The 13,853-nt window shown below is 71.1% G+C and carries 14 protein-coding genes; 6 read left to right on the plus strand and 8 right to left on the minus strand.

All coding sequences use genetic code 11. The annotated features are described in order from the left end of the window. Nucleotides 1-22 precede the first annotated feature (22 nt). The 7 genes from HS104_29440 to HS104_29470 form a co-directional block, all read right to left on the minus strand. On the minus strand, nucleotides 23-823 hold the full coding sequence (locus tag HS104_29440) for an SDR family NAD(P)-dependent oxidoreductase (protein MBE7484079.1): 801 nt from the start codon (nucleotides 821-823) through the stop codon (nucleotides 23-25). Between the two features lie 38 nt (nucleotides 824-861). Then, nucleotides 862-3,033 (minus strand): isopeptide-forming domain-containing fimbrial protein, encoded by a 2,172-nt coding sequence (locus tag HS104_29445; protein MBE7484080.1) that lies wholly within the window; start codon nucleotides 3,031-3,033, stop codon nucleotides 862-864. Nucleotides 3,034-3,300: 267 nt separating this feature from the next. Continuing rightward, nucleotides 3,301-3,531 (minus strand): four helix bundle protein, encoded by a 231-nt coding sequence (locus HS104_29450; GenBank protein ID MBE7484081.1) that lies wholly within the window; start codon nucleotides 3,529-3,531, stop codon nucleotides 3,301-3,303. 62 nt (nucleotides 3,532-3,593) lie between these two features. Then, the gene (locus HS104_29455; protein ID MBE7484082.1) at nucleotides 3,594-3,854 is read right to left on the minus strand and encodes a zinc ribbon domain-containing protein; all 261 of its coding nucleotides are present in this window, start codon (nucleotides 3,852-3,854) and stop codon (nucleotides 3,594-3,596) included. A gap of 9 nt (nucleotides 3,855-3,863) precedes the next feature. Further along, nucleotides 3,864-4,547, minus strand: coding sequence for a class I SAM-dependent methyltransferase (locus HS104_29460; GenBank protein MBE7484083.1), 684 nt, complete (start codon nucleotides 4,545-4,547; stop codon nucleotides 3,864-3,866). 4 nt (nucleotides 4,548-4,551) lie between these two features. Next, complete coding sequence (locus HS104_29465) at nucleotides 4,552-5,211, minus strand: hypothetical protein (protein MBE7484084.1); 660 nt, start codon at nucleotides 5,209-5,211, stop codon at nucleotides 4,552-4,554. Next, entirely contained in the window at nucleotides 5,211-6,383 is a 1,173-nt protein-coding gene (locus tag HS104_29470; protein ID MBE7484085.1) for a M20 family metallopeptidase, read from the minus strand. The genes HS104_29465 and HS104_29470 overlap by 1 nt, the downstream gene beginning before the upstream one ends. Nucleotides 6,384-6,436: 53 nt before the next feature. Here HS104_29470 and HS104_29475 point away from each other — a divergent pair, with 53 nt between their 5' ends. The 3 genes from HS104_29475 to HS104_29485 all read left to right on the plus strand — a co-directional run bounded on the left by HS104_29475 (nucleotide 6,437) and on the right by HS104_29485 (nucleotide 8,595). Beyond that, nucleotides 6,437-7,555 (plus strand): FAD:protein FMN transferase, encoded by a 1,119-nt coding sequence (locus HS104_29475; protein ID MBE7484086.1) that lies wholly within the window; start codon nucleotides 6,437-6,439, stop codon nucleotides 7,553-7,555. Nucleotides 7,556-7,680: 125 nt separating this feature from the next. After that, nucleotides 7,681-8,157, plus strand: coding sequence for a hypothetical protein (locus tag HS104_29480; protein MBE7484087.1), 477 nt, complete (start codon nucleotides 7,681-7,683; stop codon nucleotides 8,155-8,157). Between the two features lie 78 nt (nucleotides 8,158-8,235). Beyond that, a complete protein-coding gene (locus HS104_29485) occupies nucleotides 8,236-8,595 on the plus strand; it encodes a hypothetical protein (GenBank protein ID MBE7484088.1) in 360 nt (119 codons plus the stop codon). A 15-nt stretch (nucleotides 8,596-8,610) separates the two neighbouring features. On the opposite strand, the gene HS104_29490 is transcribed toward HS104_29485, so the two are convergent. Then, nucleotides 8,611-9,579 carry a dienelactone hydrolase family protein gene (locus HS104_29490; protein MBE7484089.1) on the minus strand — a complete coding sequence of 323 codons (969 nt, stop codon included), beginning with the start codon at nucleotides 9,577-9,579 and terminating at the stop codon, nucleotides 8,611-8,613. Between the two features lie 342 nt (nucleotides 9,580-9,921). Between HS104_29490 and HS104_29495 the strand changes: the two genes are divergently transcribed. Genes HS104_29495 through HS104_29505 form a run of 3 tightly spaced genes read left to right on the plus strand, consistent with a single transcriptional unit; the run spans nucleotide 9,922 to nucleotide 13,851 of the window. After that, nucleotides 9,922-10,269 (plus strand): DUF1801 domain-containing protein, encoded by a 348-nt coding sequence (locus tag HS104_29495; GenBank protein MBE7484090.1) that lies wholly within the window; start codon nucleotides 9,922-9,924, stop codon nucleotides 10,267-10,269. 4 nt (nucleotides 10,270-10,273) lie between these two features. After that, complete coding sequence (locus HS104_29500; protein MBE7484091.1) at nucleotides 10,274-11,197, plus strand: metallophosphoesterase; 924 nt, start codon at nucleotides 10,274-10,276, stop codon at nucleotides 11,195-11,197. Further along, on the plus strand, nucleotides 11,194-13,851 hold the full coding sequence (locus HS104_29505) for a phosphatidylserine/phosphatidylglycerophosphate/cardiolipin synthase family protein (GenBank protein MBE7484092.1): 2,658 nt from the start codon (nucleotides 11,194-11,196) through the stop codon (nucleotides 13,849-13,851). The genes HS104_29500 and HS104_29505 overlap by 4 nt, the downstream gene beginning before the upstream one ends. Nucleotides 13,852-13,853: the final 2 nt, after the last annotated feature.

Here is a 13,853-nt window from a genome sequence, read left to right on the forward strand (position 1 = left end):
CGAGCGCCTCGTGGTCGGGCCGTCAGCTCTTCGGGTCGCCCCGCTTGCTGAACACCTTCGACACGCCCATGGCGCGCAACATCGGACCTTCCAGGCTCGGCACGAGCTGGCGCAGCGCCAAGAGCGGCCGGATGGGCCCGGGCGTGACCAGCACCTCGACCGAGCCGCGGATCACCTTCAGGACCCCGTTCACCACCGCCTCGGGAGGAACCTCGGGCAGCGCAGCGGGGGCCTTCAGCCCGCCGTCGGCCCACATGCCGGCCTCCGACACGAAGCTCGGGCACACCACGCCCACGTGCACGCCCGTGCCGTGGAGCTCCACGCCGAGCGACGAGCTGAAGCCGTTCAGGCCGTGCTTGGTCGCCGCGTAGATGCTGTTGAAGGGTGTCGCGCTCTTGCCCGACATGCTGGAGACGTTCACGATCACACCGCGTCCGCGTGCGATCATCCCCGGCACGAGGCCGCGACTGAGCTCGATGGGCGCCACCAGGTTGATCTCGAGCTGGGCGCGCACGTCGCTCTCGGTCTGCTCGACCAGGCTACGCGAGCTCTCGACGCCGGCATTGTTGATCAGGATGTCGATCTCGCCGGCCTCATTCAGCAGCCGCGCCCGGTCTTCGGCTCGGGAGACGTCCGCGGCGAGCACCTCGACCTTGGCACCCAGGTTGCGACAGCTCTCGGCGACGGCGCCGAGCTTCTGCTCATCTCGCGCAACCAGCACCAGCTCGACGCCTTCGCGCGCCAGCCGCTCAGCGATGTGAACCCCGATCCCCCGCGACGCCCCCGTGAGCAGCACGCGCTTGCCTCTCAGCTGCTTGAACATGCGCAACGCCATGCCACGGGGGGCCGGGGGACGAAAGCTCAGCGGGAGCGGCGGCGGCGGAGCCCGAGGCCGAGCACCAGCGCGCCGAGCGCCGCGAGCGCTCCGCGCGAGCGCGATTGCCCCGGCAGCGCGCAGCCGCAGCCACCGTCGTCGTCGCTGTCGGCAGGCGCGGCGGTTGCCGGCGGAGGCGGCGGGATCTCGCCGCAGACGCCGGGCGCGGCCGTGGTGCTGGAGCACGACTCGCCCGTGGGGCAGCCGTTGCCACCTTCGCCGCGACAGCCGTCCACGCACTTGTCGTTCTCGCAGATGCGTCCGCTCTGGGCTCCGCCGCAGTCGTCGTCGGTGTCGCAGCCGCACACGGGCTCGGGGTTCACCAGGCAGACGGGGCCGTTCGGGTCGTTCTGGCACTCCGGGGCGTTCGGGCCGGGAGTGCAGGCCGCGCACTTGCCGCCCACGCAGACCGGCGCGCTCGACGGACACTTGCTGGTGTTGCCAGCGGAGCACTCGCCGCAACTGCCGTCCGGCTGGCAAGCGGGGAAGTTGGGATCGGTGCAGTGCTCGTCGCTGGAGCAGGGCTGGCAGGTGTGCGTCGAGAGCTCGCAGAACGGCTTGTTCGCCGGACAGTCCAGGTTCGAGCCGCACTCGTCCACGGTGACGGTCGTCGGCTGCGCGCCCGGCGTGAGCGGATCGCCGTCAGAGAGCCACGTCTTCTTCGCGCCGCCCTTGAGCCCGGAGGCGGTCACGCTGCCCTGGTTCGGGATCGACTCGCCGATGCCGGCCTTGACCTTGACGCGGAAACGGATCTCGAAGCCTTCGCCGACCGCGAGCTTGCCGCCCTTCAGCGCGTCGGCCCCGGCGCCCAGCCGCACCCGCAGGGTGCGCGTCGCCGCGTCGTATTCGCCGCGGTCGTCGCCGGCGGCGTGCGAGAGCGGGATGACGACGCCGTTCTCGACGCTCTGGAGGCTCGCCGGGACGAGCTCGAGGCGCTGATCGAGCACGTCTTCCCAGACCGTGCCTACCGCCGCGTCGTTACCGGAGTTCGTCGAGGTCAGCACGTACTCGACCTGGTCGTTCTCGAGCAGCACGCCGCCGTCGAGGTCCGTCGCGACCTTGTCGAAGTCCGGGAAATCCGGGGAGAGATTGGTGATCGAGGTGACGAAGCCGCCGAGCAGGAACTTGTCCTCCGCGGACTCCGCCGAGAGCTTCGCGCTCTTGTCGCCGGCCTTGACCAGGCTCGTGACGTCCACGGTGTCGAGGTCGTAGCCGCCCATCGTGCCGGGCGCGCCGGAGAGCTTCGGCACGTCGCTCGCCCCGCTCACGGCCTTGCCCAGGAAGCTGCGCGAGCCGTTGAAGAAGTTGTCCTTCGGGTTGCCCGTGCTGGTGAGGTGCTGGCCGTTGAACAGCAGCTTGTCGCCGGAGTAGACGGTGTCGCCCTCGTAGGTGAAGGCCGTCATGCGCGCGGTGTAGCCGGACGGGACCAAGAATCCGGAGAGCGTCACCGCCGCTGCTCCGAGCCCGAACTCCGGAGCGACGTGGGTGAAGCCGTCGAAGAGCGCCAGGTTCCTGAGCTCGTCGCCGGTGCGCTGGTAGAACACCACCAGAGTCCAGGCCGAGAACGCCAGGTGGGCGTCGGCGTTCGCCATCTCGATGGCGTCCACGTCGGTCACGCGGAAGTCCGGCGCCGTCCACTGCGACACCAGCTGGGTCACGTCGGCGGTGGACTGGTAGTAGTACCAGTCCGGGTGTTGGGTAAAGCCGTAGAAGGTGGTCCAAGAGTCGTCGGCGGTGATCACCGTCGGCACGCCGCCCGCGTGATCGACGGTGACCGTGGTGTCGGCCTTCGTGCCCGAGTGCAGCGCGCCCCAGTAGAGGCGCGCGTACTGCACTTTGGCACCAGCGGGCAGCTCGAGCGTGGCGCTGGTGCGCGCCTTGTTCGGCAGGATGGCGTTGCTCGCGACGTTGTCGCGCCAGTAGAGATCGGGCGCCGTGTCCGCCACGTTCGCCACGCCGCTGCACGAGACCTTCGCGCCCGCCGGCGCCGCCGGCATCCCTGCCGCGCAGTCGAAGGCCAGGGTCGAGCCGATGACCACCGCGTCGCCCTGCAGATCCGCCTGGTGGCGCAGCTTGGGCGGGTGCTCGGGGGTGGCGGCAGCGGCGACGGGGGCCGCGGTCAGGAAAGCCAGGATCGAAGCGATGCGGGCGCGGAACATGGGGTCCTCCGCCCAGCCGTGTAGCAAGCTGTGTGCCGATGTAGGTGTACGGGGCACACCCAGAAAAACCCCGAGTATTTCACCGCTCGGGGGTGGCGACGCGCCAGGCGCCGGTGGCGATCGCCAACCGCGGGTTGGCAACGCGGGGGTGCGCTCTCGACCCGCACCCGCACCCGCACCCGCGCCCGGACCCGGGCGTTGGGCGGGCAGATTCGGGTGCGGGCGGGGGTGCGGGTGCGGGGTCGGCCGACCGGAACGCGATGCCGATCAGCCATCGCGCAGGGCACGGCAGAGCTTCACGAGCATCGCGACAAAACGATCGAGTAGTTGCTTGCCCTTCTCATGGGCTTCGGCCGCGATGAGCTGACGTCGCAGGCAGACGTCGAGCATGGCTGCGGACTCGGTCGCAGAGCCGATCGCCGTCGTGTAGAAACGGCTCTTGTCGGGCTTGGCGAACTTCCCTGCGCCCTCGGCGATGTTGTTGACGATCGAGGCCATCGGCCGCTCGGCGTGAGAAGCTGCGTACGGAGTTGCTGCCCGCGAGACGAGCGACAGCGCCCTCAGTTCCAGCCGCCGCCGCCGCAGCCGCCACCGCCCAGGCCGCAGGCCCCCGGGTTCGGCATGCCGCAGGCGCCGGAGCCGCACATCGCCTCGGCCGCGTTGGCCGCGCCGCCAGCGAAAGTGCTCGACAGGATGCGGCGCAGCGGCGCGCCCGTCTCGGGGTGCGCAGTGAGCGGCGGGTCGCTCATCTTCTGCTCGGTTTCGTAAACGCCTTGGACGGCGCCGTCGGGGCCCAGGATCTCGTATTCGTAGGTCGGCACCCGAGAGGTCTAGCGCTTCGTCCCGCCGAGCACCAGCGCCGGCGTGCCGGAGATGCGGCGCACCTCGCTCGCCTCGAGGGGCAGCGCGCCGACGAGCTCCCGCGCGTCGTCGAGATCGATGGCCTGGCCCGCGACCCAGGTGCGGAACGCAGCCAGCGCGGGCACGCGCAGGAGCGCAGGCAGGCGCCAGCGCGCGACGAAGTCCCGCGCGTCGTCCAGCCGGCAGCCGCGATCGGCCTCGAACACGAACAGCCGACCTCCTGGCACCAGCACGCGCGCGCACTCTGCGAGTCCCTTCGCCTGGTCCGGCCAGTGCTTGATGCTGGCGACGCTCGTCACCACGTCGAAGCTCGCGTCGCCGAAGGGTTGCTCGAGGGCGGAACCCTGGACGAAGCGAACGCGCCCACCGAGCCCGCGCTCGCACGCGCGGGCAGACGCCCGCGCCACCTGATCCGGCGAGAGATCGAGGCCGGTCACCTGGGCCTCCGGTCGCCGCGCGGCGATCTCCAGCGCCAGCTGGCCCCCGCCCGAGCCGACGTCGAGCACCCGCGCGCGCTCCGGGATCTCGCGGGCCAGCTCGTCGGCGATGCGCTCGCCCATGGCCAGCACCGCGGGCGCGATCACCCGATCGTAGACGAAGGTCTCGAACGCCGAATAGGGCGCCGCGATGTCCTCGAGCACCGGGCGCGCCATCGGCTCATTCCGGCGGGGCGATCAGCGGCCGCGGCTCGCCTTTGCCGACGACCATGGTCACGCTGAAGAACTTCTTCAGCGGCCGGCGCGACTTGGCGTCCGCCCCGATACCCCAGAGCCCCACCTGAAGCGCGACCTTGTCGCCGGCTACGAGCGGCTTCGGACCCGCCTTGTCGGGCCATTTGCGCTCCAGCGTCGCCAGCGTGCCCGGCGTGACGAAGTCCTCGTCCTCGCCGTCGCGGGTGTCGGTGGTCTCCTCGACCTTGCCGCCCTTGCGGGTGATCTTGGCGGCGATGGCCAGCGCGCCGCTCTTGGGCTTCAGGAGCGAATGCATCGCGTCGTCCTGAGCTTCGCCTTCGACCTGGAGCTCGATGCCCCAGCCCCCGCCGAGCTTGGCAGCCTTGGCGCTGGGCTTGAAGCGCACGCCTTCGACCAAGACCTCGAGCTTGCCGCCGGCCATCACGTACTTGACCTCCCGCGGTCCGGTGCCCGGAGGTGGCTCGGCAGGCTCGGCCGGAGCGGGCTCGCTGGCGCTCGGCGCCGGCTCGGCGCTCGCCGCAGGCACCGGCTGGGCAGCGGCCGGCGGCGGCGCAGGGGACTCCGGCGGCGGGCTGGGCGTGCCGCAAGCCACCAGCAGCACCGAGATCGAAACCAAGCTCTTCATCACCGCGCCTCCTGCCATTCGCGTTTCACCGCACCGAGCAGGTCGGCGTCTTCCAGGAGGTCGAGCGCGGTGCGCGCCATGGCCTTGGCGCCGACCAGCATGGCCTCGAAGCCGCGCTCGCTCGCCGCGCACTGGAGGAACCGGTGCTCGTGACACAAGGACTCCCCCTCGTCGCAGATGGCGAGATAGGGGTGGATCGCCGGCACGACCTGGCTCACGTCGCCCATGTCGGTGGACCCGGCGCCGACCCGCTCGTCCGCCTCCCGGCCCTTGCGTCCGAGCTGCTCGAGCGCGGCGCCGAAGCGCCGGGCCAACGTCATGTTGTTGCTCATCTCGCGGTAGCCGGTGCGCACCGAGAGCTCCACCGTCACTCCCGCTGCCAGCGCCGCCCCGCGGGCGCAGCGCTCGACGATGGCCTGGACCCGCTCGAGCTCGGCGTGGGTCTTGGCACGCACCGAAAACTCGCACGCCGCGCGCTCGGGGATGATGTTGACGGCCTGCCCGCCGTTGGTGACGAAGCCGTGGACCCGAACCCCGTCGCGGAAGTGCACGCGCTGCGAGTCGATCAGGCGAAAGGTCTCGAGGCACGCGGTCAGCGCGCTCGCGCCCTCCCAGGGCGCGGCGGAGGCGTGTGACGGGGTGCCGGTGAAGCGCATCTCCACCCATTTGCTCGCCAAGGCCGGGTGCGCGAGCAGGTCACGGTCGAAGGGGTGGAACATCATCGCCGCGTCCACCCCGTCGAAGGCGCCCTTCTCGATCAGGCGGATCTTCCCGGCCCCGCCCTCTTCGCCCGGCGTCCCGATGATCTCCACCGTGCCGGGCAGCTCGGGCCCCAGGCGCGCCAGCGCCACGAACGCGCCGACGGCCCCGCCCGCGATCAGGTTGTGCCCGCAGGCGTGGCCGATCTCCGGCAGCGCGTCGTACTCCGCCAGGATCGCCACGCGCGGACCCTGCCCGTTGCCAGCGCGCGCGCGGAACGCGGTGGGGTAGCCCGCGAGCGAGCGCTCGACCTCCACTTCCGCGAGCTGCTCCAAGGCTTCGCTGATCCAGGCAGCGGCGCGGTGCTCCTCCCAGCGCAGCTCGGGATTTTCGTGCAAGCGGCGCGAGAGCGCGACCAGCGGAGCACGGAGCTCTTCCACGGAGCGGTCGACGAGCGCGCGGTCGAAGGACATGGGGCAAGAAGAAATACCACGCGCCCGTGAGAAATTGTCGCAGGATAGCGCGCGTGAATCGCACGGCTTTCACGCTCCTCGGAGGGCTGCTCTGCACCAGCGCGTGCGAGCGGCCGGACGCCCAGCGCGCCGCGACGCCCACGGACGCCGCGAAAGCCCCGAGCGCCGAGCCCGCCCCGCCCAGCGCCCCGACGCCCGCGCCCCCACCGGTCAAGCTCGACGTGGCCGAAAAGGCCATGGGCACCGAAGTGCGCATCATCGCCTTCTCCAGCGCGAGCGCGCCGGAAGCCAAGGCCCGCGCCGCCATCGACCAGGCGATGGCGGAGATCCGCCGCCTGGAAGACGTGATGACCACCTGGCGTCCGAGCGAGCTCCAGCGCCTGAACGACGAGTCCGGCGAGTGGGTGGCGGTCGGCGCGGACTCGCTCGACGTGCTCGACAAGAGCATCTGGGCCGGCAAGACCTCGAAGGGGACCTTCGACATCACCTTCGCTTCGATGAACGACGTCTGGAAGTTCGGCGACGCCGCCGACCCCGAGCCGAAGCTACCCGCCAAGGCCGAGATCGAGAAGCGGAGGAAGCTGGTCGACTATCGCAAGATCGAGCTCGACCGCGAGGGCAAGAAGGCGCGCATCGGCAAGGGCCAGCGCATCGACGTCGGCGGCATCGCCAAGGGCTACGCCGTGGACGCGGCGGCGCGCGTGCTTCGCGCGGCGGGCGTGAGCGACTTCCTGGTGCAGGCCGGCGGTGATCTATTCGGCTCCGGCAAGAAGCCTGACGGCTCCCCTTGGGTCAGTGGCATCCGCGATCCACGGGGCTCCGCCACCACCTTCTTCGCCACCATCGAGCTCGAGAACCACGCCTTCTCGACCGCGGGTGACTACGCCCGCTCCTTCGTCAAGGACGGCAAACGCTACCACCACATCATCGATCCCCGCACCGGCTGGCCGGCGACCGCGTGCCGCAGCGTGACCATCTGGGCGGGCGACGCCTTCACCGCCGACGCCGTGGACGACGCGGTCTTCATCCTGGGCCCGAAGGAGGGCCTCGAGCTGGTCGAGTCCCTGCCGGACGTGGGCGCCGTGATCGTGGACGCGGAGAACGAGGTCCACGTCAGCAAGCGCCTCGAGGGCAAGGTGAAGATCACGCGTCCGCCCACGGACGCGCCGTGAGGGGGAGCCGGACACGCTGAACGGTCGAGGGCAGCCGAGCGGCGCGGCGCTTTGCGTCGATCTCCCGAAGAGTGCATGCTTGGCGCCGCCGCACCGTCTGACGCGAGCTGCGCCGGAGTAAACCGATGACTCGATCCACGTTTCACCTGTTCCAGGTCGCGATCTCGGGCCTGCTCTGGACCCTCCTCGCCCAGGCGGGCGAGCCCTGCCCAGAGGGGTACGCGCCGGACGCGCAGGGAAAGTGCACGGCCTGCGCCGCCGGCTACGTCAAGAACGCGAAGACGGGCGCCTGCAAGAAGCCACCGAGCTGCCCGACCGGCCAGGTGCTGGTCGTCGACAAATGCTTCCCGGCCTGCACCACCGGCTACGCCCACGACTCCAGCGGCAAGTGCACCCTCTGCGCCGACGGCTTCATCAAGGACCAGAAGTCCGGCGCCTGCAAGAAGCCGCCGACCTGCACGCCGCCTCAGGTCCTCGTCGTCGACAAGTGCTTCCCGCCCTGCACCGCCGGCTACGCCCACGATTCCAGCGGCAAATGCACCCTCTGCGCCGACGGCTACCTCAAGGACAAGTCAGGCGCCTGCAAGAAGCCCGCGGGCTGAGCTCGGAGTCCCCGGACCCCACTAACTCGCCTCGGCTGGAGCGGGCCCGATACCATTGTCGTCGGGAGTAGAAGCGACATGAGAGAACGGAGATCCCAGCGCTCGGGCGAGCGCGGGCAGGCGTTGGCCTACCAGCTCGAGGCCTGTGTTCGGCGCGCCGGAGCGAAGTTCATGGTGCTCGCGGACGCCGGCGGGCTGGTTCTGGCCAGCTCGGCTGGGGATCCGGCCGAGTGCGAGGAGGCGGCGGCCCGCTTGGCCGCCCTGGACCTGTGCGACGCCTCGGTCGGCGAGGTGTGGCGCGCGGACCGCTCCATTTCGGGGCTGTGCTTCACGGCCATGGGGCAGCGCCTGTTGATCGGCATCGGCGGGCCGAGCGTGGAGGGTGCGCTGCCCGAGGTCCGGCGCGCCATCGAGGGCGCTCAGCGCATCTTGGCCTGAGGCGGCGCCGGCGGCTCACAGGTGTTCTTGCAGCAAGGCGAGCAGGCGGCCGTGGGCGCGCTCGGCCTGCGCCTTGTCGTAAACGGGTGAGTCGATGGCGCACCAGCCGTGCTGCGCCGGATAGACCTCGATCTCGACGGGGAGCTTCGCGGCCGCCGCAGCATCCTTCAGCGTGGTCTTCGCGTCCGGCTCACGCTCGTCGTCGTTGTGCGCGATGCAAATCAGGGCCGCGGCTCTCATCTTCGCAAACAGCTTGTGTGGACTGCTGGGCTCCTTGGTCACCAGGCCGCCACCGTGAAAAGACCCGATGACGCCCACGCGCTTCGGCGCGGCGGCGGCGGTGCGGAAGGTGAACGGGCCGCCCATGCAGTAGCCGGTCGTCGCCAGCTTGCGAGCGGTCTCGACCTCGGGCTGCTCGTCGAGCCACTTCACGAACGCCGCACCGTCCTTCGCGATGGCCTCCGGGGTCAGCGCTTCGCGCATCGGCGCAATCTTGGCCTTGCCCTCTTCGGTTCGCCACTCGGCGAAGTCCTTCAGAATCGGCAGCCCGGACGAGCGGTAGTAGGGATTGACGACCAAGACGGCGTAGCCATCCCTGGCCAGCCCGGTCGCCATCTTCTCGAACGCCTCTCGCAAGCCAGCGACGTCCGGCCAGACGATCACGCCGGGATGCTTCCCGTCCTTGGGCGTGACGAAGAATCCCTCAGCTTTCCCGTCGGGAGTGGTGATGGTCACCTTGCGCTGCGCGAGCTCGAGATCGGTCGTTGCCGCAGCTTCGGACTTCGGCTCCGTCGCTGGCGGCTTTGGGGTCGGTGCCGGTTCCGGGCCGGGGGGTGCGGCCGCCGCGGGCGGCCTCCCCGGCGCGGGGCCACCGCATCCGGTCACCAAAGCCGCCGCGACGGCTCCGGCGCCCACGCTGAACTCGCGTCGCCCGATCTTCGCCAGATAACGTTCGTTTTCGTCCTCGGTGGTGTCGTCACACATCAGGCTTGGCTCCCTCTGGTTCGCGATTTCGTGCCATCGGAACCACGAGATGGGAAGTGCCCCCAGTGTCGATCGGTTCTCCCCGAGTCGAGCTGGGTCGCCACCACCGGCGGGGAAGTGGTGACCCGGGGACGGGGCGGCGGAGAGGTAGATGGGCCGCACAGGAGCAAGCGCCATCGAGCCTCTACGGGGGCAGGAGCCCGAGGGCAGTGCGACGGGGAAGAGCACGCCGTCGCGAGCGCGAGCACGAGCAGCGCTGCTTTCACCCGGAAAAGCTACCACCCCAGGGGCGCGCGCCGCGCGGCTGGCACGCGCGCTCGCAAGGGCCTATGAACCAAGGCCATGCCGGCACGAGACGCTGACGCCTACCTCGCCACGCTGAGCACCGACAAACGCGCCACGCTGGAGAAGGTGCGCGCCAGGATCCGCGCCGCAGCCCCCGAGGCGAAAGAGGGCATGAGCTACGGGATGCCGGCGTTCATCCAGGGCAAGCCGATCGCCGGCTATGCGGCGGGCGCCAAACATTGCGCCTACTACCCGATGAGCGGCGCCGTCGTCGCAGCGCTGAAGGCCGAGCTCGCGGGCTACGACACGAGCAAGGGCGCGATCCGTTTTCCGATCGGCAAGCCGCTGCCGGCGGCGCTGATCCGGAAGCTGGTGAAGGCGCGCTTGGCTGAGCTGGCAGAGTGACGGCGTGTTTCGCATCGCCCACGTCTCGGATCTCCACGTCCTCGCGCCTGCGGGCGTCGAGCTCAGGCGCATCCTCTTCAACAAGCGCGTGACGGGCTATGCCAACCTCCTGCTCAAGCGCGCTCGCGTGTACCGCCGCGACTACCTCCTGTCGGTGCTCTCCGCCGCCGCCGCCGCGTCCGATCACGTGGTGGTGACCGGGGACATCACGAACCTGTCGCTCGAGGGCGAATACGAGGAGGCGGTCCGACTGCTGGAGGACGCAGCGCGTTGGACGGAGGTCACGGTGGTGCCGGGCAACCACGACATCTACTTGCCCGCCATCCACCACGAGCGGCGCTTCCCGCATCATTTCGGCGGGTTCATGCAGAGCGATCTGCCGGCGCTCGCGGTGGAGCTGCCGGCCGGGCACTTCCCCTGCGTCAAGCTGCGGGGTCCGGCGGCCATCATCGGGCTCTCCAGCGCGGTCCCGAGGCCACCGTTCGTCTCCGCGGGCTACCTCGGTGCGGCGCAGCTCGAGGCACTCGGGCAGGTCCTCCAGCATCCGGAGGTCGTGCGCCGTACTCCCGTCGTGCTGGTCCACCACTGCCCCTTCGACTCGCGCCTCCGACTCGAGCAGCTCCGGAGCGGGCTCGTCGACGCGAGCGCGTTTCGCGCCGCGCTCGAGCCCCTGGCGTGCGGGCTCGTGCTCTACGGGCACCTGCACGTGCGACGGCACGCACGCCTGCTCACCACCTCGGGCGCGCTGGACGTCGTGTGCGCGACAGCCGCGGCCCTCGACCACGACGACGACCGCGTGCGCGCGGGGTTCAACCTGTACGAGCTCGACGAGGAAGGCCGGATCGCCGCCATCGGGGCGCGTGTGCTCGAGCCGGCCGGGGCCACGTTCCGCTACGCCCAGCTCGCCGTGCCGCTGGAGGCGGCGTGAGGTACCGGCGCGCGCTGTTCGTGCTCGGGCTCGGCAGGGACGCCGCGCCGCAGCTCGCCTTTCTCCGCCGCGTCGCACCCGAGCTCGAGCACCTCCTCGTCGTCGCCGAGCTCGAGACGCCAGCCTTCGCCTGGCTGCTCGGCGAGCGCCCGCAGGCCCCGGACGAGGCTGCTCTCGAAGCCTTGCGCGAGGCCGCAGCCGGGGTCGCTCGCAGTGTGGACGTGAAGGTCACACCCGAGCTCGGCGGCGAGGCGCTCGCGGCACTGTGCGGCGCCGAACGGACCGACCTCTTGGTGTTCGGCTCGCGCTCGCTCCGCCGGGCCTGGGTCGTTTCCGCCGAGCGCAAGCGCCAGCAGGCGGCGGTGCTCTGGTGCGAGGGAGCGACGGCGCCGGGGCCCATTCGCGAGATCGCTTGCGTCGTCCTCGACGAGCACTCGCGGGCGGAGCTCGCGGCCTTCCTCCGGGATCACACCGATCGGAGCCACCACGTCACGTTGCTCTCGCGGGCGTCGCTCGCGCCCGACCTCGTGGCGACGAGCCTCCAGGTCTCGGGCATCGAGGCGCGCGTGGACGTCTCGAGCCTGCACGACGCGCCGTCGATGCAAGCTTGGATCGAAGAGTGGGTGCGCGAGCGGCCCGTGGATCTGCTGGTGCTCTCGCGCATCTCCAGCGCGTTCCTGGCGTCTGCGCTCCGCACGGCGCCCGTGCTCCTGCTCCCGCCGCCCTCGGTGACCCGCCCGTTCGGGCAGCGTCCCATCGACGTGCCCGATCTCCTGGACGACGGCGGCCCGATCCGCGCGCGAGCCGACCACGTCGCGGCCGTGGGGAACCTGGCACCCGTGCCCGATCAGCAGCTGGCGTTCGTCTCGGGCGGCCAAGTCGTGGCGACGGTCTCGACCCAGGGTGGAGAGCTCGAGCTCCCGCCGGGGCTCTCCGCCAGCGCCCTCGGCGTGTACCGCGTCGGCGAGAGCCCACCGGCGGAGCCGCTCGCGGCGATCGAGGAGCAAGTCGCCGTCATCGGTCCCGGGAGCCGGCCGGTCGTGGTGGTCGACTCCGCGCTCCCCGATCAGACCTTGCGCTCCGTCGCCGAGCTCGCCGAAGCGTCGGCCACGGATGTCCTCGCCGTGCGCCTGCGACCGACCCGCAGCTGCCGCTCGATCCGGGAGCGGCTCCGCGACGCCGGGCTCTCGCCGCAGGTCCTGGATGCCCGCGTCGTCCTCGACGAAGGAGAGGCGCTCGACGTCTCGGAGGCGCTCGACCCGATACGCCTGGCACGAGTGGCGTCGAGGCTCGCGCGGGCGGGCTCGTCGGTCTCGGCCATCGTCCACCGGGGCGAGGTCGCGCCGCTGACGGAAGGCTTCGGCGTGCTCTCTGCCGCGGATCTCGCGGCCGACTCCAGCGTGATCCTCGTGGCGCGTCCCGCCGAAGCCGTCACCCCGCTGGCCAGCGCCGGAAACCGGATCGAGCTGGAGCTGGACAACGCGAGAGCGCGCCGCTGGCTGCTCGAGGCCATCGCGCTGAGCGAGAAGACGCTGCACTTCCAGGTGTACATGGCCGAGGACGACGACGTTGGCGGGCCGGTCGAAGAAGCGCTCGCCCGCGCGGCCGCACGCGGCGTCACGGTGAGGGTGCTGGTGGATTCCCTGCACGGGCTGCACGGCTCGTTTGGTGCTCGAAACCCGCTGCTCGAGCGCCTCGCCGCGCGCCCGGGGGTCGAGCTCCGAGCGCTGCGCCCGATCACCGAGCTGCCATCGCTGACCGACCTCAAGCGACGGGACCACCGCAAGCTCGTCGTGGCCGACGGCAAGCTCGCTCTGCTCGGCGGACGCAACCTATCCCACGAGTACTACACGGGCTTCGACGAGGTGCTGGTCACTCCCGCCTCGACGTGGCGACACGTGCCGTGGCTCGACGCGGGCGCGCGCGTCGAGGGCCCGGCGGTCGAGGCCTTGGAGTCGTCGTTCCTGGAGACCTGGGTCGAGGCGGGCGGCGCGCCCTTCGCGGTCGGCCCGGCACCAGCCGCTGGCTCGTCGAACGCCCGCGTGGTCGTCCACCACGGGCTCCGCGAAGCGCGCACGCTGGAGACCTACCTCGAACTGGTCGGCGCGGCGACGTCCCACCTCTACGTCGTCAACGGCTTCCCGCTCGTGCTCGAGCTCCAGCACGCGCTCATGCGCGCGCTCCGGCGCGGCGTGCGCGTGCGTGTTCTGCTCGGCTGCGCCACGCCGACGCACGGCGGACGCCCCTTCGGCGGGCCGTGGTCGAACGCACGCACCGCGGCCATGGAGCTCACGCACTCGCGGGTGGATCCCATCATCGCGGCGGGCGGAGAGGTCCACCTGTTCGCGCTACGAGACGTTCCTGGCTGGGCGCCGGAGCTCGGCCTGGTGCACCCTCACGTGCACGCCAAGGTGATGTGCGCGGACGGAGAGCGCTGCGCCGTCGGCAGCGCCAACATGGACATCACCGCGTCGTACTGGGAGAGCGAGCTCCTGCTCGTCGTCGAGGACGCTGCCCTCGCGCGCGCGTTCGAGGCCGAGCTCGATCGGCTGATGGCGGGCTCGACCCGCCTCCGGAGCGACGATCCCGCGTGGCAGGAGCTCGCCGAGCGCCGCGCCTGGATGCGTCACTGGCCCGGCGTGCTCTCGGCCTGACG

This window comes from Polyangiaceae bacterium, assembly GCA_015075635.1.
In the GTDB taxonomy this organism is placed as follows: domain Bacteria; phylum Myxococcota_A; class Polyangia; order Polyangiales; family Polyangiaceae; genus JADJKB01.